This window comes from Streptococcus sp. IsoGale021, assembly GCF_031142795.1.
GTDB classification, from domain to species: Bacteria; Bacillota; Bacilli; order Lactobacillales; family Streptococcaceae; genus Streptococcus; species Streptococcus hominis.
Genome location: NZ_JAKZJH010000006.1, coordinates 1 through 20,731, shown reverse-complemented (window position 1 = coordinate 20,731; position 20,731 = coordinate 1). Strand labels below are relative to the sequence as shown.

The following is a 20,731-nucleotide window of genomic DNA, read 5'->3' as shown; positions in this document are numbered from 1 at the left end:
GAAATTTGAAGAGTGAAAATTAGAATCCAAAATCGAATTCAAATAGATGAGCAAGTAGAGCAAATTGACCAAAGTTACGATGTAGATTGGACTCAAAAAGGCGCTTATCATTATTTATTGTTTAAAAATGAAGAAGGAGAGAAGGTTGTGCTGAAGTTTCATGATGAAGAACTGGTCATGACACGCTTCTCTACTCCTAAATCTTTGATGCGATTTATCAAAGAGGGAGAAGCTTTGGTTGGGATTCCGACACCAATAGGCATGCAGCAATTTATCACGAAAACAAGTTATTACCAAGTTGATTTGAAAAAGCAGACACTTGATCTTCATTATCAATTGAGAACGCCTGACGGCGAGCGAACTTTTGCGGATTATCAAATGGAAATTTCGTGGAGATAGAAAGATATGAAAAGAAACCTTCCTAGTTGAGTGATGACGGCTATTTTCATTATCAGCAGATTTATTTGGTTTTTTCTAACGAGAGGCGAGGCTCTTTGACCTAGCAGGGACAATCATCATAGCCATTATTTTATTCATCTCGTCTTATTATTTGTTTGGTAAAAAAATAGATAAAAATTGAACTTTTTTTTTGCTTGAAAAAATTGAAGAATTTGGTATAATAAAAACACTCAAGGGAGTAGCTAGCGGGATATCCGTTACAAGGTCGTCAATACGAAAGCAATTTCCGGCCTTGTATGAAACAGCGAGACTTGTTGCAATAAACAGGTCTCTTTTTGTTTGTCAAAAAGGGATCAAAGGAGGAAATATTTTGTCAAAAGAACAAAAACGCCAAGCGTTTTATACGCAAGGTTCGGAGGAAGTTTTAAAAAATTTAGAAACTTCTGAGCAAGGTTTATCAAGCAATGAAGCCGCTAAGCGTTTAAATGAATACGGACGCAATGAACTGGATGAGGGAGAGAAAAAATCTCTTCTGATGAAATTTATCGAGCAATTTAAGGATTTGATGATTCTTATTTTGCTGATTGCGGCTATTCTTTCGGTTGTGACTTCAGGTGGTGAAGATATTGCGGATGCCATTATTATTTTAGCCGTTGTCATCATTAACGCTATTTTTGGAGTTTACCAAGAAGGAAAGGCAGAAGAAGCGATTGAAGCGCTCAAATCCATGTCTAGTCCAGCTGCGCGCGTGCTGCGTGACGGACATGTGACAGAAATAGACTCAAAAGAACTAGTCCCTGGAGACATCGTTATGCTTGAAGCAGGGGATGTGGTTCCTGCCGACATGCGTCTTTTAGAAGCAAATTCTTTAAAAATCGAAGAAGCGGCTCTGACTGGTGAATCCGTTCCAGTTGAAAAACATTTGACTGTTGATGTAGCTGCTGATGCAGGTATTGGCGACCGCATCAATATGGCTTTCCAAAATTCAAACGTCACGTATGGACGTGGAATGGGTGTCGTTGTCAATACAGGTATGTTTACAGAGGTCGGTCATATTGCTGGTATGCTCCAAAATGCTGATGAAACAGATACCCCACTCAAGCAAAATCTAAATGGTCTTTCAAAAGTGCTGACCTATGCGATTTTAATCATTGCAGCAATCACTTTTGTGGTCGGTGTATTCGTTCAAGGAAAAGACCCGCTGGGCGAATTGATGACATCAGTCGCACTTGCTGTGGCAGCAATTCCAGAAGGACTTCCTGCTATTGTGACCATTGTCCTGGCACTCGGCACACAAGTTTTGGCGAAGAGAAATTCCATTGTCAGAAAGCTTCCTGCAGTTGAGACGCTTGGTTCGACTGAAATTATTGCTTCTGATAAGACGGGGACCTTGACCATGAACAAGATGACGGTTGAAAAAGTCTTTTATGACGGCAGTTTGCATGAAGCAAAACAAGATATTGACCTTGGACTCGACTTACCGTTGCTACGTTCCGTTGTACTTGCTAATGATACTAAAATAGACCAAGACGGGAAACTCATTGGTGACCCAACAGAAACAGCCTTTGTTCAGTATGCACTTGATAAAGGGTATGATGTTAAAGCTTTCTTAGAGAAATATCCTCGTGTCGCAGAATTGCCATTTGATTCTGATCGTAAGCTTATGTCAACCATTCATCCTTTGCCAGATGGTAAATTCTTGGTTGCTGTAAAAGGTGCGCCAGATCAACTTTTAAAACGTTGTGTGGCTCGTGACAAGGCAGGCGATATTGCGCCGATTGATGAGGCAACGACTCAGTTAATTAAGGAAAATAACTCAGGTATGGCCCATCAGGCTTTGCGTGTTTTAGCTGGTGCCTATAAAATTATTGATGACATTCCAGAAAACTTAACATCTGAAAATCTTGAAAATGATTTAATATTCACAGGTATGATTGGGATGATTGACCCTGAACGCCCAGAAGCTGCTGAAGCTGTTCGAGTGGCTAAAGAAGCAGGTATTCGTCCAATTATGATTACAGGTGACCACCAAGACACAGCGGAGGCTATTGCTAAACGCCTTGGAATTATCAATGATGATAGTAAAGACCATGTCATGACTGGTGCTGAGCTTAACGAATTGTCAGACGAAGAGTTTGAAAAAGTTGTTGGTCAATATTCTGTCTATGCGCGTGTATCTCCTGAGCATAAGGTGCGAATTGTCAAAGCATGGCAACGTCAAGGTAAGGTGGTTGCTATGACAGGTGACGGTGTAAATGATGCACCAGCCTTGAAGACAGCCGACATCGGTATCGGAATGGGGATTACAGGTACAGAAGTTTCGAAAGGTGCTTCTGACATGATTCTGGCTGATGATAATTTTGCAACGATTATCGTGGCTGTTGAGGAAGGACGTAAAGTCTTCTCTAACATTCAAAAGACCATTCAATACTTGCTTTCAGCCAATACAGCAGAAGTGTTGACGATTTTCCTTGCAACCCTTTTTGGCTGGGATGTGCTGCAGCCGGTTCATCTTCTCTGGATTAACCTTGTGACAGATACTTTCCCAGCTATTGCACTGGGTGTAGAACCAGCTGAGCCGGGTGTGATGACTCATAAACCGCGTGGTCGTAAGTCTAGCTTTTTCTCAGGTGGTGTCATGAGTTCGATTATTTATCAAGGTCTTTTGCAAGGTGCTTTGGTACTCGGTGTTTATGCTTATGCTTTGATGAATCCTGTCCATATTGGTGACATGAGAGCCATTCATGCGGATGCATTGACCATGTCTTTTGCAACGCTTGGACTAATCCAGCTTTTCCATGCCTTTAATGTAAAATCTGTTTATCAATCACTTCTAACAGTTGGGCCGTTCAAATCTAAAACTTTCAACTGGTCTATTCTTGTTTCATTCATTTTATTGGCTTCTACCATTTTGGTTGAGCCACTAGAAGGAATTTTCCATGTAACAAAATTAGACTTTTCACAATGGGGAGCCGTTCTCATTGGAAGTTTCTCCATGATTATCATTGTGGAAATTGTCAAATTTATTCAACGTAAATTAGGCATGGATAAAAATGCCATTTAAGACAGAAAAGTCATCTTCGGGTGGCTTTTTTAATTATCAAAGTATAATAAAAAATTGCCGTGAATGCGACAATTTTGAGTACTTATTATAAGCTATAAATACGGACATCTGGATCTTGTTTCCAAAGTGGTTGAAGTCCAACAAAAACATCATTTTTGGACATATCGCTTTGTAGATAATTTTGAGCGTGCTCAACAGAGTCAAAACCATGTAAAACTTGCACATCTTCTGTGCGAATAAGTAAGTTCTTGCTCACAGCTCCTTCGATAGTATCTAGAAATGGCTTGCGATAGTCATTATAAACTTTCGCTGCGGCAGGACGATTTTCATCCGAAATATCTAGAGTGATTTGTAAATATGCTTTAACCTGAGACATAGTATTAAGTCTCCTTTCCTTTTATTTGAATTTATTATAAAATAGTGCTATTTTAAATGCAATACGTTACCAAATTAGTGAGTAACTAACTATTTTGTGAGGAGGCAGATATGTATCAACGAAAAATCGAAAGAGAACTCCGCTGTCCATTAGAGTATGGGTTAAATATCTTTGGAGGAAAATGGAATTCGCGCATTATTTGTATTCTTTTTATCAAAGGTTCATTGCGCTATAATGAACTAAAAGCAGAAATGCTAGATATTACAGATACTGTTCTCTCTAGAACTTTGAAAGAATTAATGCAAAATAATATGGTGGAAAGACGACAATATAATAAAATCCCTATGCGCGTTACTTATTAGTTGACAGAAAAAGCAGAGCCTGTGATACCAATTTTTGAAATGATATGTCAATGGTCAAAAAAGTATTTAGCGCCTGATGATATTAATAATAGTATTTGTGGACAGTTTCCTAAACAGGATGGTGAGTTCTTCATCTTAGCCGAGGAATAAAATGGTAAGAATAAAAGATAGTTTACAGCAGAAGTTACTTGATAATCAAGTGCGTTATGAAAGGGAAGAAATTCTTTGGATGTTAGATTATATCGGTCATCCTGATTATAAAATACGAGATGAGTTAATTTTTGTTACTCTAGCTAGAGCCATACAAGAGCAACTATTTACAAAGGAACAGTTTGATTTTGTAGCGATTGAGGCTCTAAAACGACAAGGACTCTTGTATAAAAAAGAAGAGATTGGTCAAGCGACTCTGACTCGATCTTTTACGGCTTTATTATTAGCTAATTTGCTAAATGCGGATGCTAAGAAAAATTCACTTTATTTTAAAAGACTTTCTAGTCAGCAAAGAATGGCTCTATTTGAACAAGGAATGTCTTATTTGCTGTATGAAAATGATAGGACTGGCTATTCTGAAGAATATGGTTGGGTTCATGCCTTTGCTCATGGTGCAGATCTTTTAGTTGAGATTATTTGTCACCCAGATTTTCCTATAACACGAGTAAATGAAGTTCTACAAGTATTAGAAAAGATTTTTAAAAGAGTGAATTGGCGTTTTATCAGTGATGAGGACTGGCGTTTGGCACGAGTCATCTATCAGGCTGTTTTAAATGATAGACTCTCACAAACCAGAGTTGCAGCTTGGTTAACTTCACTTGACTTTCCACTAGAAAACTCAACAGACTTTTTGCAATTCTCTAATGCTCGTTCATGCTTGTTAGAAGTTTATCTTCAGTTAGACAAAGAAAAAGCTCTCTCAGACGAGCTAAGAGAAGCTATTCAGTTGTTTTCGTACTAAATATCAAAAATGACAAGTGCATCTTCTAGTTCTTTTTGGAGGTGCTTTTTCTTATATGATTGGAAAAGAGATAAGTCTTTTACTGTATTATAGCGTTTGTGGAGACGGTACATTTGAGATATTTTGTATTGAGGATAATCCTCGAAGAATTGTTGGGTCAACTGCCATTCGCGGATGTAACCAAGAGGTCTTGTATGATAGCAGACACTGTCAATCATTCGAGCGGAGTGGCGGTGGTGAAGATGACCAAAGGCAACATCTTTCACACCATATTTGACAAAGAGATTATGAAAGGCTTGACTGCCCAGAAAAGCATTAAAGCGCTGAAAATAAGGGTGATTGTAAAGAAAATCTTTGTGAGGAACAAAATGCATAGCTAGGATAATAGGATCATTCAGAGAAGTCAAAATTCTCTCAAGTTGTTCTAGGGTCTGTTGAGTGAGTATAGGGTCATCAGTGTTGCGGTTCAATCGTCTATCAAACCAGAAAAATTGCTTGGTTCGTTTGTGTTCTTCAGGTGTTTTTTCGGGAACGAAGCCATAGTCATACCAACCTGCTAGGCTAATAAACTGAGTCTGTCCAAATGATTGTACATTGAAATTGTGCTGTTGAATGTCGTCTTCAGTCATTCCTAGCATGTCATGATTGCCTAAATTGTAAGAAACGGAGAAGGATTTTTTGAGCTTTTGTAAAAAAGGCAAACTAATGTGTTCAAAATCATTAGACAGATCCCCTGCAAAGTGAATGTGGTCAACTTTTTTCTTTTTTAGTAAATCAATCAAAATGGTGATGTCTTCATCGGTAAATTGGTTTGAATCCAAATGAAGATCGCTCATAAATGCTAAATTTGTCATGCTCCTAGTGTAGCATATTTGAGGGACGATGAAAGAAATAAATTTTTCGCCAAAAATCATAGGAAGGTTTAAGTCTTTTGGTGTAAAATAGAAGCAAGAGGAGGCCTACGAATGATAAAATTAGTAGCATTTGACATGGACGGTACATTTCTGCGCTCAGACAATACCTACGGTGTGAAGCGCTTTAAGAAAATTTATCGAGCATTACAAGAAAAAGATATAAAAGTAGTCGTCATTTCAGGCAATCAGTATGCCTAACTGGCTTCATTTTTTCCAAAATATCAGGATGAGTTAATTATTGTTTCAGAAAATGGAGCACTAATTTTTGAGGGAGAGAAGCTATTACGAGAAGAAAAAATCGCTAGAACAGAGATTGAAAAGGTTTTAGACGTGCTTGTGTTAGAAGGATTAGAAAATGCGACAACTCTTTGCGGGCTTCATTCTGCTTATTTGATCAAGTCAGCACCCAAACAGTACAAAGAAGAAATTGCAATTTATTACCATGCATTGAAAGAAATCTCTAATTTTCAGGATTTACCAGAAGATGATTTTGTCAAGTTAGCTTTATTGGTGCCAGAAGAAAAAACAGATCAACTCCTTGAAAAGCTAAATCAAGTTACTGGTCAACTCGTTCAGGCAGTTTCAAGTGGACGTGGTTCGATTGATATCATCCAAAGAGGTGTTCATAAAGGCTCTGCTATTGAATTCCTTAGTCAGCATTTTGGTATTGCACCACAGGAGATGATGGCTTTTGGGGACGGTGGAAATGACCTAGAAATGCTAGCTTATGTAGGTCACAGCTATGCGATGGCAAATGCTCCTGACAAGGTCAAGAAAACAGCAATGTATCAAGCACCAAGCGATCAAGAATCAGGCGTTTTAGAAATTCTAGAGCGAAAGGTTGTAAAGGGGTGACTATCATGAATGTCATTTTGACGTATCTAACCTCTTAATATTTTTAGCCAGATGGCAACCTATCTAACAATCATGTAACAAAGAACGAAATTTCTTGATTCAGAATTAGAAATTTTATACAATAACTATTATTGGACTCTGTCAGAAATTAGAAAAAAATACTGACTTGTGATATAATAAAACGATATGTGAAAAGAGGTAAGTATGGATATTTCAGAAATTCGTCAAAAAATTGACGCAAATCGTGAAAAATTAGCTTCTTTCAGGGGGTCTCTTTGACTTAGAAGGCCTGGAAGAAGAAATTGCAATCTTAGAAAATAAGATGACAGAACCTGATTTTTGGGATGATAATATTGCGGCGCAAAAAACATCTCAAGAATTAAACGAACTCAAGCAAACCTATGATAACTTCCAGCAAATGGCTGATTTATTTGACGAATCAGAGATTTTGCTTGATTTTTTAGCGGAGGATGATTCTGTACAGGAAGAGTTGGAAGAAAAATTAGCAGAGTTGGAAACAAAAATGACCAGCTATGAAATGACACTCCTCTTGTCGGAACCTTATGATAATAACAATGCTATCCTTGAAATTCATCCAGGCTCTGGTGGAACAGAAGCTCAAGACTGGGGGGATATGTTGCTGCGGATGTATACACGCTTTGGCAATGCTCATGGTTTCAAGGTTGAAGTATTGGACTATCAAGCGGGAGATGAAGCGGGGATTAAGTCTGTTACCTTGTCTTTTGAGGGTCCTCATGCCTATGGTTTGTTGAAGTCTGAAATGGGAGTTCATCGATTGGTACGCATTTCGCCATTTGATTCAGCTAAACGTCGTCACACTTCTTTTACTTCAGTGGAAGTCATGCCGGAGTTGGATGACACGATTGAAATTGAGGTGCGAGACGAAGACATCAAGATGGATACTTTCCGTTCCGGTGGTGCCGGCGGACAAAATGTCAACAAAGTTTCAACTGGTGTTCGTTTAACCCACATACCAACGGGAATTGTGACACAATCCACTGTTGACCGCACACAATATGGAAACCGTGATCGGGCAATGAAATTGCTTCAAGCGAAACTCTACCAAATGGAGCAAGAAAAGAAAGCAGCTGAAGTGGATTCCTTAAAGGGAGACAAAAAAGAAATTTCTTGGGGAAGTCAAATTCGCTCTTATGTCTTTACTCCTTACACGATGGTCAAAGATCATCGGACAGGCTTTGAAGTCGCACAGGTCGACAAAGTCATGGATGGAGATATTGATGGCTTCATCGATGCCTACTTGAAATGGCGGTTAAACTAAACATTAAATTTACGAGAGTGGTGCAGACAATTGTAATTGCAATGCAATCATAGTTTCCTCTCCCACTCCCTCAACTATCTTACGAAAGGAACTCTTAACAATAAATGTCAATTATTGAAATGAGAGATGTTGTCAAAAAATATGACAACGGGACAACAGCCTTGCGTGGTGTGTCCATTGAAGTAGAGCCAGGAGAATTCACCTACATTGTAGGACCTTCTGGAGCTGGGAAATCAACTTTTATTCGATTATTGTATCGTGAAGTGAAAGTTGATAAGGGAAGTCTGCAAGTTGCTGGCTTTAATCTTGCTAAAATTAAAAAACGTGATATTCCAATGTTGCGTCGTAATGTTGGCGTCGTTTTCCAAGATTATAAATTGCTACCCAAAAAGACGGTGTATGAAAATATCGCTTACGCCATGGAAGTTATCGGTGAGCGTCGTCGCAATATTAAAAAGCGTGTTATGGAAGTGCTGGATTTGGTTGGTTTGAAACATAAAGTTCGCTCTTTTCCAAATGAGTTATCAGGTGGTGAGCAACAACGGATTGCCATTGCACGTGCGATTGTGAACAATCCTAAAGTTTTGATTGCCGATGAACCGACAGGGAATTTGGATCCAGATAATTCGTGGGAAATCATGAATCTACTGGAACGAATTAACCTGCAAGGGACGACTGTTCTAATGGCGACCCACAATAGCCAAATTGTAAATACTTTGCGTCACCGCGTTATTGCCATCGAAAATGGTCGTGTGGTGCGTGATGAAGCAAAAGGAGAATACGGATACGATGAATAGTAAATTTTTTAGTCACCTGCTTGAATCGCTCAAAAGTTTGAAGCGAAATGGTTGGATGACAGTTGCTGCGGTCAGCTCCGTGATGATTACACTAGGGTTAGTCGCAATCTTTGTGTCAGTCATTTTAAACACGGCGAAGCTAGCAACAGATATTGAAAATAATGTGCGGGTTATGGTCTATATGCGACCAGATACAGCGGACAATGAAGAGACCATTACAAAAGAAGGTCAAACAGTCAAAAATGAGGACTACCATAAGGTATATGATGCCCTCAACAAAATGTCAAATGTGAAATCAGTAACATTTTCTAGCAAGCAAGAACAATTAAAGAAACTAACAGAAGTCATGGGTAAAGATTGGAAACTCTTTGAAGGAGATGCCAATCCCCTGCATGACGCTTATATTGTCGATACAACTGACCCCAAATACGTTACCTCTGTAGCAAACAATGCGAAGAAAGTGGAAGGGGTCTCTGAAGTAGAGTACGGTGGAGCCAATACAAAACGTATTTTTGCGTTAGCTAATTTTATCCGTACGTGGGGAATTGTAGGAGCGCTCCTCTTAGTCTTTATTGCTGTTTTCTTGATTTCAAATACTATTCGGATTACGATTATTTCACGCAGTCGTGAAATTCAAATCATGCGTCTGGTGGGAGCAAAAAACAGTTACATTCGAGGTCCGTTCTTGTTAGAAGGAGCTTGGATTGGCTTGCTTGGGGCAGTTGTTCCAGCTGGCTTGGTCTATTTTATTTACGAAATGGCCTATAAGTCATTTAATCCATCTCTTGCTAGTCAAAATCTTTCAATGATTGTACCCAAAACCTTTATTCCATTGATGATTTCCTTCCTTTTCGTAGTAGGAATTATCATCGGAGCATTTGGCTCGGTTCTCTCAATGAGACGATTCTTGAAAATTTAAAAAAAGAAGTGATAATAAAAACCCTATTGAACTCTGATCCGAAAGTTAGATAGAAAAACCTAACTTTTGAGATGCAGTTCATTTAGGGCTTTTTTAATGCAAAAACGGATTAAACATTTTTTCATGAACAATGGTGGTTTGAGGACCATGCCCAGGATAAACGTCATAATCAGGCAAGGTCAGCAACTCGTTTTTGATGCTAGAAATGAGTTGTTCTATATTTCCAGTATAGAGGTCCGTTCGACCAATTGATTCGCAGAATAAAGCATCGCCAGTTAAAACAAAGTGCTCGTTAGGAAAGATGATTGAAACACCACCGATTGAATGTCCTGGTGTTGGTACGACGTAAAAATAAAAATCATCTAGACTGTAAGGACTATGATAGTCAAAAAAGGCATCGGCAGGCTGGAGAATGATGTTATCAATATCTTGGTGGCGAGCTAGTCCAGATAGATTATACTCCGGAGTGTAAAGCCAAGTTGCTTCACTTTCAGCGACATAGACAGGTGGATGTCCAAAATGTTGACGAACTAAATCAACACTCATAATATGATCGTAATGAGTATGGGTCAGCAAAATAGCTGTAATTGGCTTATTGATTTCTTGGATTTTTGTTGCAATTTTATCCCAGTCACTACCTGGATCAACTACGATAAGGTGATGCTCATTTTCTAAATAATAAGTATTTTCGTATGCTTGAGCGTTTAAAGTTTTATGAATTGTTATCATGAGAACTCCTTTCACTTCATAGTTTAGCAAAAAAATATGAAAAATGACATAAAAGAAATATCAAGCTATTTATCAAGGGAAAATAAGGCATAAAACGTGATACGAAATAGTTGGATTTATGGTATAATTTTTCTAATATGACACAAGAAAAAAGAAAATATGCTGTGGTGGATTTAGAGGCGACGAGTGCCAGCAGCAACGCAAAAATTATTCAAGTCGGGATTGTGCTGATTGAAAATGGTCAGATTGTCAAAACTTATGAAACCGATGTGAATCCTCATGAAAAGTTAGATCCTCATATTCGCCAATTGACAGGATTGACAGATAAGCGATTGAGAAAGGCGCCAGACTTTTCTCAAGTGGCTCGTAAGATTTATGAGTTGATTGAAGATGCCATTTTTGTGGCGCATAATGTGAAATTTGATGCTAATTTATTAGCAGAAGCTCTCTTTTGGGAAGGATTTGAATTGGTGACTCCGAGGGTAGATACGGTAGAGCTTGCACAAGTCTTTTTCCCAACGTTTGAAAAATACAATCTAGGAATATTATGTGAGCAGTTAGATATTCCTTTGAAACATGCGCATACAGCACTTGCGGATGCCTCAGCAACGGCTACATTATTTTTAAAAATACAAGAAAAAATTCAAAAACTTCCAAAAGAATTGGTAGAGTATTTGTTGAAATTTTCGGATAGTTTGATTTACGAATCACGCTTAGCGATAGAAGATGCTTTTAACCAAATATCGGACATAACTTGCCGTGATTTGATGAAGTGGCAGGGAATTTTTCTTCGAAAAAGTAAAAAAATCCAAAAAGCGAGGAAATTGTCTAAAAATTTCACTCACAACATCAATTTGCTGGATTTAGAGGAGCGAAAAGAACAAGATGAGTTTGCACATGATGTGGAACAGGCTTTGAAAAGTCAGCAACCAAGTTTTTTACAAGCTCAGACAGGTTTAGGCAAGACCTATGGTTACTTGCTTCCTGCTTTGGCTCAAACGAGCAAGCAAATTCTGGTAACAGTTCCTACGAAAGTGTTGCAGGACCAGATTGTGGCAAATGAAGGACAAAAGTTAGAAGAAATCTTTCATCTTTCTGTTCATAGCTTGAAAAGTCCTGCCAATTATTTGAAGCTTGACTTCTTTTATGACAGTTTGCAGCGGGTAGATGACAATCGTTTGGTCAATCGTTGCAAGATGTTGCTTTTAGTTTGGCTCACAGAAACAGAATCTGGTGATTTGGATGAAATTGGTCAACGGCATCGCTATCAGACCTATTTTCAACAGGTGCTTCATGATGGAAAGTTGAGCAAAAAATCCCTCTTTTATGGTGCAGATTTTTGGCAAAAAGGTCAAGAAAAGTCCAAACGCAGTCGTGTATTAGTGACCAATCATGCTTATTTTTTGACGCGGTTAGAAGATGATAAATCCATTGTGGAGAATCGGCTTTTGATTGTGGATGAAGCTCAGAAGTTGTTTTTAGCTTTGGAAAATCTCTCTCGAAAATCCCTCAATATGACAAAATGCTTGCAACAAATTCAATCGGAACTTGAAACAACAGGTACCATTTTGCAACGTCGGTTAATAGAGGATATTCAATTTGAATTGACTCATGCGATGGAACAATTCCAACGTTACAAGAAAAATGAGCTAACGAAAGAAACCTGTTCCAAACTTCGACAAGATTTATCAGAGTTAGATCAAAGCTCTCTTGCTGATTTACGCACTATTTTTGCCACAAAATACGACCAGTTCTGGTTAAAAGAAGAGCAGTTCGATGATTATCGAGTGACGATGTTGGAAGCCGCTTGCCTAGAAGTGCTAGATTTTCGAGCTTTGCTGCCTGAAGAGGTTCAAGTCTTATTCGTTTCAGCCACGCTTGAAATCAGTAAAAAAGTGCATTTAGCGCATTTACTTGGTTTTGAAAATGCACCATTTTATCAGTTACCACAAAAGCAGAAACATCAGCAGAAAATATGGTTGGATAAGAATTTTCCAAATGTTGTAGACTTGGATGTGGACACTTATGCAGAATTGATTGTCAAATGGGTTCATAAATTAGCTACTCAGGAAGTTCCACTTCTCGTTTTATTCACATCGAAAGCGTTGTTGTTAGCTGTTTCGGAACGTTTGCGCTTGCCACACTTAGCCCAGTATAAGAATGGTGAAGCGGCTAATATTAAACGACGTTTTGACAGAGGGGAAACGAGTATTTTACTAGGGGCTGGCAGTTTTTGGGAGGGAACAGATTTCTCTAGTCAGAAGCAAATGATTGAAGTCATTACACGGATTCCATTTGATAATCCGAGCGATTTCTTTACGCAAAAACTCAACCGCAAATTGCGGCAAGAAGGCAAGAATCCTTTTTATGATTATAGCTTGCCTGTTGCGATTTTACGCCTAAAACAGGCTTTGGGACGTACAATCCGACACCAAGAGCAGCAGTCAGCAGTCGTTATTTTAGACAATCGCATGTTAACCAAACGTTATGGTCGCCAAATTCAAACAGCCTTGGAAAAAATTGCTCCAATATCTGTCACCAGTATGAAAAAAATTCCAACAGAAATTGAGCAATTTTTGAAGAAGAAGGAAACGGTGTAATTTTACCCCATTAGAAAACTCAGTTCACTTTTTAACTGAGTTTTTTGCTAAAAATGGTAATTTCCTCTGCTGCTAGTTTTAAATTTTGTTATAATAGAAACACAAAGAAAGAAGGTTCAATATGTATCAAAAATATCTTCCAGGGATTGGTTTTGCTTTTGTATTAGCGGCAGTAGCAACCGTCTTGGGAAATTTATTCCCCTTGATTGGCTCTAGTGTTTTTGCCATTCTTTTGGGAATTCTAGCTAATAATCTTTTTCATATAAAGAAGACTTATCATGCTGGTTTAGCTTATTCAGGTAAGAAATTACTGCAATATTCCATTATTTTGCTGGGGTTTAGTATGTCCATTGGTCGGGTTTCTGCTACAGGCATCTCCTCTTTAAAAATTAGCATTTTAACTATACTGATTGCTTTTATTTCAGCTTATGTGGTAGGACGTCTGCTGGGAATGGGCAAAGTTCTAACCACTTTAATTGGATTTGGAACGGCTATTTGTGGTGGTTCTGCTATTGCAGCAGCTTCACCGATTTTAGAAGCAAAAGATGAAGAGATTGCTTTATCTATTTCTACAATTTTCTTTTTTAACATTTTAGCGGTCTTTATTTTCCCTTTTTTGGGACATCTCATGCATATGAATGATGCGACATTTGGAACTTGGGCAGGAACAGCTATCAATGATACATCATCTGTTGTAGCAGCGGGTTATACTTACAGTCAGTCAGCAGGAGATTTAGCAACGATTGTGAAGCTTAGCCGTGCTTTAATGATTGTACCAGCCTGTCTTATCTTTGCAGGAGTCCGATATTTACGCTCAAAAAGCAGTCATCAAAAAGTTAATTTAAAGAAAATTTTTCCTTGGTTTATTTTGTGGTTTGTCATGGCGTCTATTGTTACTAGTGTTGGGATTTTTCCAAGTTCGTTCGTTCCTACAACGAAGTTCTTGTCACAATGGCTCATAGCAATGGCTCTTGCTGGAATTGGTGCGAGAGTATCCTTTGGGCAATTTAGAAAAGCAGGTGCAGCGCCACTATTGACAGGAGCCTTTGCTTGGTTCGCGGTTGCTGTATCTAGCTTAATCATTCAATACTTTTTCTCATAAATGTGCTTTAAAAGTGACTGACATTTATTACGTATGTTGGAGGAGATATGCCTTATCAAAAACGCTCGATTGATTCGCGAGTGGATTATAGTTTAATATTACCAGTATTTTGTTTGCTTTTCATTGGCGTTATGGCCATTTATATTGCTGTTAGTCATGATTATCCAAAAAACGTTTGGCCAATTGTAGGGCAGCAGATTGCTTGGATTGCTCTAGGGACAGTTATCAGTCTGGTTATCATGCTATTCAAAACAAAATTTCTTTGGCAAATAACGCCATACTTATATGTATTTGGCTTAGCGTTGATGCTGCTTCCGCTCATTTTTTATAGTTCAGAATTAGTCGCTTCAACAGGAGCAAAAAACTGGGTGACTATAGGGCGTGTGACCTTGTTTCAACCGTCTGAATTTATGAAAATTTCTTATATTCTGATGTTATCACGAGTTGTTGTTAATTTTTTACAGCGTTATAAAGATAGAGAGCGAACGGTTCAATTGGACTTCTTACTGATTTTTGAGTTAGCCCTTTATACCTTACCCGTTCTGATTTTATTGGCATTGCAGAGTGACCTAGGGACAGCATTAGTCTTTATCGCAATCTTTTCAGGAATTGTCCTCTTATCAGGTGTGTCTTGGAAAATCATTGTACCAGTTGTTTTGACCGTTCTGGTTGTAGGCGGTGGCTTTTTACTTATCTTCATTTCAAAAGACGGGCGAGCTTTTTTGCACCAAATTGGGATGCCAACTTATCAGATCAACCGTATTTTGGCTTGGCTGAATCCGTTTGACTACGCTCAAACCACTACTTATCAACAGGCACAAGGTCAAATAGCAATTGGTAGTGGTGGTCTCTGGGGACAAGGGTTTAATGTATCCAATCTATTGGTGCCTGTACGTGAAAGTGATATGATTTTTACTGTCATTGCAGAAGATTTTGGTTTTGTCGGTGCAACGATTGTGATTGCCTTGTATCTGCTCTTGATTTATCGCATGCTAAAAATTACGCTGAAATCAAATAATCAATTTTATACATATATTTCAACCGGTTTCATCATGATGCTGCTCTTTCATATTTTTGAAAATATCGGAGCAGTAACAGGGATTTTACCTCTAACAGGGATTCCGCTTCCATTCATTTCTCAAGGTGGATCTTCCATTATTAGTAATTTAATCGGGGTCGGGCTCTTACTTTCAATGAGTTATCAAAATAATCTCACAGATGAAAAAAAGATACGCTATCCTCAAAGACGTAAAAAAGTGGTTTTAAAACGATTAAAATAAAGGAGAAGAAAGATGACAAAAGTAGCTGTTATGTTAGCCAATAGCTTTGAAGAAATTGAAGCATTGACGGTTGTGGATGTTCTTCGCCGTGCAGGAATCCTATGTGACATGATTGGATTTGAAAAAGCGGTAACAGGTTCTCATGGTATTTCAGTTCAAGCAGATAAGGTTTGGGCTGGAAAGTTAGAGGATTATGACTTAGTGGTACTGCCGGGAGGAATGCCTGGTGCGACAAATTTGCGAGATGATGATCGTTTGATGTCAGCTCTACAAAAGATGCAGGAAGAAGGCAAGTGGATAGCTGCCATTTGCGCAGCACCGATTGCACTCAATCGTGCAGGTATTTTAAAGGACAAACAGTTTACCTGTTACGATGGTATCGAGTCAGACATTGATTCTGGCATTTATATCAAGCAAACCGTCGTTGTTGACGGGAAAGTAATTACTAGCCGAGGACCTGCAACTGCTCTAGCTTTTGCTTATGAGTTGGTTCATCAGTTAGGCGGAGACAGTGAGCAGCTTGCAACGGCGATGCTTTACAATGACGTTTACGGTGATTGATTGTCTATGATACTAAAACTTATTTGGAATGATCCAAGTAAGTTTTTTTATGAAAATTCATGTCTAAAATAGGCTTTCCTATCTGTTTTAACAGCAATTTTTTACAAAAATATGTTATAATAAAAAGTATGGATTATCAAGATTATATTTGGGATTTAGGAGGGACTCTCCTCAATAATTACGAGACGTCAACAGCTGCGTTTGTAGAAACATTAGCTGGTTTTGGGATTCAAACTAATCATGATGATGTTTACAAGGCGCTAAAGGTTTCAACTCCCTATGCAGTTGCTCAATTTGCGCCCAACATTCCTGCATTTTTACAAACTTATAAAGTGAATGAAGCAAGAGAGTTAGCTCATCCGGTATTATTTGAAGGTGCTGCAGATTTGCTCAAGAATATCGTTGCACAAGGAGGGCGTAATTTTCTGATTTCTCATCGGAATGATCAGGTTTTAGAGATTCTTGATAAAACAGGGATTTCAGGCTACTTTACAGAAGTGGTGACTTCTAATCGTGGTTTTAAGAGAAAGCCAAATCCTGAGTCAATGCTTTATTTAAAAGATAAGTATCAGATTGAGAATGGGTTAGTCATCGGAGATCGTTCAATTGACACAGAAGCGGGTCAATCAGCTGGCTTTGCAACTTATCTCTTTGATGATATGGAAAATCTCAAGAAATTTATAAAAATATAGAAAAGGAATCGTATGTCAGAAGAAAATAAAGAACTGCAAGCACAAGATTATGATGCCAGTCAAATTCAGGTTTTAGAAGGTTTGGAAGCTGTCCGAATGCGTCCAGGGATGTATATTGGCTCAACTTCAAAAGAAGGACTACATCATCTTGTTTGGGAAATTGTAGATAACTCAATTGATGAGGCACTAGCTGGTTTTGCAACACATATTCAAGTATTTATTGAGAAAGACAATTCGATTACCGTTGTTGATGACGGTCGTGGAATCCCTGTAGATATTCAAGAAAAAACAGGTCGTCCTGCGGTAGAAACTGTCTTTACCATTCTTCATGCTGGAGGAAAATTCGGCGGTGGCGGGTACAAGGTATCTGGAGGATTGCATGGTGTCGGATCTTCCGTGGTTAATGCTCTTTCTACTCAACTTGATGTTCGGGTTTACAAGAACGGTCAGATTCATTTTCAAGAATACCGTCGCGGGCACGTCGTAGCGGATCTGGAGATTATCGGCGAGACTGATCGCACAGGAACAACTGTTCATTTTACACCAGACCCAGAAATCTTCACAGAAACGGTTGAATTTGATTTTGAAAAATTAAATAAACGGGTGCAAGAACTAGCATTTTTGAATCGTGGCCTGCGAATTTCTATTACCGATAAACGGGAAGGTTTGGAGCAAACAAAAGATTACCATTATGAGGGTGGGATTGCTAGCTATGTCCAGTATATCAATGAAAATAAAGATGTTATCTTTGAAAATCCGATTTATACAGACGGAGAAATGGATGATATTACTGTTGAAGTAGCTATGCAGTATACAACAGGCTATCACGAAACTGTCATGAGTTTTGCAAATAATATCCACACTCATGAAGGTGGGACGCATGAACAAGGTTTTCGTACAGCGCTCACACGTGTCATCAATGACTATGCCAAGAAAAATAAGCTTCTGAAAGAAAATGAAGACAACCTGACTGGTGAAGATGTCCGTGAAGGATTAACAGCTGTTATCTCTGTAAAACATCCTAACCCACAGTTTGAAGGACAAACAAAGACGAAGCTTGGAAATAGTGAAGTTGTTAAAATTACTAATCGTCTCTTTAGCGAAGCTTTCTCAGATTTCCTTTTGGAAAATCCTGCGGTTGCTAAGAAGATAGTAGAAAAGGGAATTTTAGCGTCCAAGGCTCGGATTGCAGCCAAGCGTGCGCGTGAAGTGACCCGCAAGAAATCAGGTCTTGAAATTTCAAATCTACCTGGTAAATTGGCAGATTGCTCTTCTAATGATCCGCATGAAACAGAATTGTTTATCGTGGAAGGAGATTCAGCAGGTGGTTCAGCCAAGTCTGGTCGAAATCGGGAGTTTCAAGCTATTTTGCCAATTCGCGGTAAGATTTTAAATGTTGAAAAAGCTAGCATGGATAAAATTTTAGCCAATGAAGAAATTCGTAGTCTCTTTACCGCAATGGGAACAGGCTTTGGAGCGGATTTTGATGTGAGCAAAGCTCGTTATCAAAAATTAGTCATTATGACCGATGCCGATGTTGATGGTGCGCATATCCGAACCCTTCTTTTGACGTTGATTTATCGTTATATGAAGCCTGTTTTGGAAGCAGGTTATGTCTATATTGCTCAACCGCCTATTTATGGTGTGAAAGTCGGCAGTGAAGTGAAAGAATACATCCAGCCCGGAGCCAATCAAGAAGAAGAGCTACAGTTGGCATTGGAGCGTTATTCTGAAGGGCGTTCTAAACCAAGTATTCAACGTTACAAAGGCTTGGGAGAAATGGACGACCACCAACTTTGGGAAACAACGATGAACCCAAAACATCGCTTAATGGCGCGTGTCTCAGTCGATGATGCAGCAGAAGCGGACAAGATTTTTGATATGCTAATGGGTGACCGTGTAGAACCTCGTCGTGAATTTATCGAAGAGAACGCCGTATATAGTACATTGGACGTTTAAAAAAATCTGAAAAAATTCACATTTACCAAGAAAATTATGATATAATAATCATGATTATTTTCAAGTAATATTTTGAAGGAGTTTTACATGTCTAACGGACTAATCGTACTAATTATAGTGATAGCAGTTCTCTTGATTGTTGCTTACATAACTGCTGTCTTATTAAGAAAAAGAAATGATGCCTTGCTTGCTAAGTTAGAAGATCGCAAAGAAGAACTTTATAATCTTCCTGTAAACGATGAAGTCGAAGCGGTTAAAAACATGCATTTGATTGGACAAAGTCAAGTGGCTTTTCGTGAATGGAATCAAAAATGGGTTGATCTTTCTTTAAACTCTTTTGCAGACATCGAAAATAACCTCTTTGAAACGGAAGGTTACAATAATTCGTTTCGGTTTCTAAAAGCAAAGCATGGTATTGATAAAATCGAGAGTCAAATTGACTTGATTGAAGAAGATATTACTGCTATTCGCAATGCACTTGCTGAATTAGAAAAGCAAGAGTCTAAAAATAGCGGTCGTGTCTTGCATGCTTTGGATTTATTTGAAAAGTTGCAAGTGTCTGTGGCAAATGATACAGAAAGTTATGGCTCAGCGCTTCCTGAGATCGAAAAGCAATTAGAAAAAATTCAATCTGAATTCTCTCAATTTGTAACTTTAAACTCATCAGGCGATCCTGTTGAAGCAGCGGAAATTTTGGATAAAACAGAAGATCACATCCTTGCTTTAACGCATATTGTTGAAAAAATCCCAGAGCTTGTATCAGAATTAGATCAAAAGTTACCAGAACAGTTGGAAGATTTGGAGTCTGGTCATCGCAAATTACTGGAATCCGGTTATCATTTTATTGAAACTGATATTGAATCTCGCTTCCAACAGCTGCATACTAGTTTGAAACGCAACAGTGAAAACATTGCCAGTTTAGAATTGGACAATGCACAATATGAAAATACGCAAATCCAAGAAGAAATGGATGCTTTATATGACATGTTTAACCGTGAAATCAAGTCACATAAAGTAGTTGTCAAATTAGTTAATAGTTTACCAGGTTACTTAGGTCATACAAAAGAAAACAATCAAAATCTTTTGACAGAGATTGCCCGTCTTTCAAAATTGTATCTCTTGACAGAAAGCGATACGAATCATGTTCGTCGACTTCAAAGTGAACTTTCTAGCTTAGATGATGTTGTTTTAGAAGCGATTGAAGATTCTTCAGAAAGAAAACAGGCTTATTCTGTTCTTCAAGAAAATCTTGAAACTATTCAAAAACGTGTGAAAGAAATTGAAGATGAGCAGTTAGTGTTGAGTGAAAAATTGGCTAAAATTGAAAAAGATGATGCCAATGCTCGACAAAAAGTTAACATTTATATCAACAAATTGCATACGATTAAGCGTTATATGGAAAAACGCAATTTGCCGGGTATTCCACGGAGCTTCCTGACCACTTTCTTTACTGCAAGTGATAACACAGAAGCTTTAGTAGCAGAATTGGAACAGTATCGTGTCAATATTGAATCAGTAAATCGTATGTTAGAGATTTTGACAAATGATATGAATGAACTGGAAAATGAGACTTACCGGATTGTTGAAAATGCTACTTTGACAGAGCAATTGTTACAATATTCAAATCGCTATCGTTCATTTGATGAAGGAGTTCAAACTGCCTTCAACCGTGCACTAGAGATTTTTGAAAATGAGTTTGATTATCAAGCATCGTTTGAGGAGATCTCGCAAGCATTGGATGTAGTAGAACCTGGTGTAACCAATCGTTTTGTTACATCGTATGAAAAAACGCGAGAAAATATCCGATTTTAAATTAAAACAATAAAGAGACAAGGTTTCATTTCCTTGCCTCTTTTTATTATGTTCTTTT

General features: G+C 38.3%; 17 protein-coding genes and 1 pseudogene. 15 read left to right on the top strand and 3 right to left on the bottom strand.

What is annotated here, in order from left to right:
* Window positions 1-12 precede the first annotated feature (12 nt).
* On the top strand, window positions 13-399 hold the full coding sequence (locus RG565_RS05610; RefSeq protein WP_003040361.1) for a DUF1934 domain-containing protein: 387 nt from the start codon (window positions 13-15) through the stop codon (window positions 397-399).
* Between the two features lie 370 nt (window positions 400-769).
* Window positions 770-3,463: a cation-transporting P-type ATPase gene (locus tag RG565_RS05605; protein ID WP_247937237.1), complete on the top strand. Its 2,694-nt coding sequence runs from the start codon at window positions 770-772 to the stop codon at window positions 3,461-3,463.
* An 85-nt stretch (window positions 3,464-3,548) separates the two neighbouring features.
* Here RG565_RS05605 and RG565_RS05600 read toward each other — a convergent pair whose 3' ends face one another.
* Window positions 3,549-3,839 carry a hypothetical protein gene (locus RG565_RS05600; RefSeq protein ID WP_247937238.1) on the bottom strand — a complete coding sequence of 97 codons (291 nt, stop codon included), beginning with the start codon at window positions 3,837-3,839 and terminating at the stop codon, window positions 3,549-3,551.
* Between the two features lie 110 nt (window positions 3,840-3,949).
* On the opposite strand from RG565_RS05600, the gene RG565_RS05595 reads away from it, so the two are divergent.
* Together RG565_RS05595 and RG565_RS05590 are read left to right on the top strand one after the other, a co-directional pair.
* Complete coding sequence (locus RG565_RS05595) at window positions 3,950-4,201, top strand: helix-turn-helix domain-containing protein (protein WP_247937239.1); 252 nt, start codon at window positions 3,950-3,952, stop codon at window positions 4,199-4,201.
* A 151-nt stretch (window positions 4,202-4,352) separates the two neighbouring features.
* Window positions 4,353-5,153, top strand: coding sequence for a DUF2785 domain-containing protein (locus tag RG565_RS05590; RefSeq protein WP_282187058.1), 801 nt, complete (start codon window positions 4,353-4,355; stop codon window positions 5,151-5,153).
* Here the strand turns inward: RG565_RS05590 and RG565_RS05585 are convergent.
* Complete coding sequence (locus RG565_RS05585; RefSeq protein WP_268732242.1) at window positions 5,150-6,007, bottom strand: metallophosphoesterase; 858 nt, start codon at window positions 6,005-6,007, stop codon at window positions 5,150-5,152. The two genes, RG565_RS05590 and RG565_RS05585, sit on opposite strands and share 4 nt — an antisense overlap.
* Window positions 6,008-6,118: 111 nt before the next feature.
* Here RG565_RS05585 and RG565_RS05580 point away from each other — a divergent pair.
* The 4 genes and pseudogenes from RG565_RS05580 to ftsX all read left to right on the top strand — a co-directional run bounded on the left by RG565_RS05580 (window position 6,119) and on the right by ftsX (window position 9,938).
* Window positions 6,119-6,922: pseudogene (locus tag RG565_RS05580) on the top strand (Cof-type HAD-IIB family hydrolase).
* 204 nt (window positions 6,923-7,126) lie between these two features.
* Window positions 7,127-8,222 (top strand): peptide chain release factor 2 gene (gene prfB / locus RG565_RS05575; protein ID WP_100069422.1). Its coding sequence is split into 2 segments (ribosomal slippage): window positions 7,127-7,198 and window positions 7,200-8,222, totalling 1,095 coding nucleotides; the frame shifts between segments, so codons are not numbered across the junction.
* Between the two features lie 104 nt (window positions 8,223-8,326).
* Window positions 8,327-9,019, top strand: a complete 693-nt coding sequence (ftsE, locus tag RG565_RS05570; protein ID WP_003025346.1) for a cell division ATP-binding protein FtsE — start codon at window positions 8,327-8,329, stop codon at window positions 9,017-9,019.
* On the top strand, window positions 9,012-9,938 hold the full coding sequence (gene ftsX, locus RG565_RS05565; protein WP_247937241.1) for a permease-like cell division protein FtsX: 927 nt from the start codon (window positions 9,012-9,014) through the stop codon (window positions 9,936-9,938). The genes ftsE and ftsX overlap by 8 nt, the downstream gene beginning before the upstream one ends.
* A 93-nt stretch (window positions 9,939-10,031) precedes the next feature.
* On the opposite strand, the gene RG565_RS05560 is transcribed toward ftsX, so the two are convergent.
* A complete protein-coding gene (locus RG565_RS05560; RefSeq protein ID WP_247937242.1) occupies window positions 10,032-10,667 on the bottom strand; it encodes an MBL fold metallo-hydrolase in 636 nt (211 codons plus the stop codon).
* 137 nt (window positions 10,668-10,804) lie between these two features.
* Between RG565_RS05560 and RG565_RS05555 the strand changes: the two genes are divergently transcribed.
* The 7 genes from RG565_RS05555 to ezrA all read left to right on the top strand — a co-directional run bounded on the left by RG565_RS05555 (window position 10,805) and on the right by ezrA (window position 20,673).
* Entirely contained in the window at window positions 10,805-13,267 is a 2,463-nt protein-coding gene (locus RG565_RS05555; protein ID WP_247937243.1) for a bifunctional DnaQ family exonuclease/ATP-dependent helicase, read from the top strand.
* A gap of 121 nt (window positions 13,268-13,388) precedes the next feature.
* Window positions 13,389-14,369: a YeiH family protein gene (locus RG565_RS05550; protein ID WP_247937244.1), complete on the top strand. Its 981-nt coding sequence runs from the start codon at window positions 13,389-13,391 to the stop codon at window positions 14,367-14,369.
* A gap of 47 nt (window positions 14,370-14,416) precedes the next feature.
* Window positions 14,417-15,649 (top strand): FtsW/RodA/SpoVE family cell cycle protein, encoded by a 1,233-nt coding sequence (locus RG565_RS05545; protein WP_037582582.1) that lies wholly within the window; start codon window positions 14,417-14,419, stop codon window positions 15,647-15,649.
* 12 nt (window positions 15,650-15,661) lie between these two features.
* Window positions 15,662-16,210 (top strand): DJ-1 family glyoxalase III, encoded by a 549-nt coding sequence (locus RG565_RS05540; protein ID WP_247937245.1) that lies wholly within the window; start codon window positions 15,662-15,664, stop codon window positions 16,208-16,210.
* Window positions 16,211-16,338: 128 nt separating this feature from the next.
* Window positions 16,339-16,902, top strand: coding sequence for an HAD-IA family hydrolase (locus RG565_RS05535; protein WP_247937246.1), 564 nt, complete (start codon window positions 16,339-16,341; stop codon window positions 16,900-16,902).
* Between the two features lie 12 nt (window positions 16,903-16,914).
* Window positions 16,915-18,861, top strand: coding sequence for a DNA topoisomerase (ATP-hydrolyzing) subunit B (gene gyrB / locus RG565_RS05530; protein WP_126466630.1), 1,947 nt, complete (start codon window positions 16,915-16,917; stop codon window positions 18,859-18,861).
* An 87-nt stretch (window positions 18,862-18,948) separates the two neighbouring features.
* Window positions 18,949-20,673 (top strand): septation ring formation regulator EzrA, encoded by a 1,725-nt coding sequence (gene ezrA, locus RG565_RS05525; RefSeq protein WP_070671176.1) that lies wholly within the window; start codon window positions 18,949-18,951, stop codon window positions 20,671-20,673.
* Window positions 20,674-20,731: the final 58 nt, after the last annotated feature.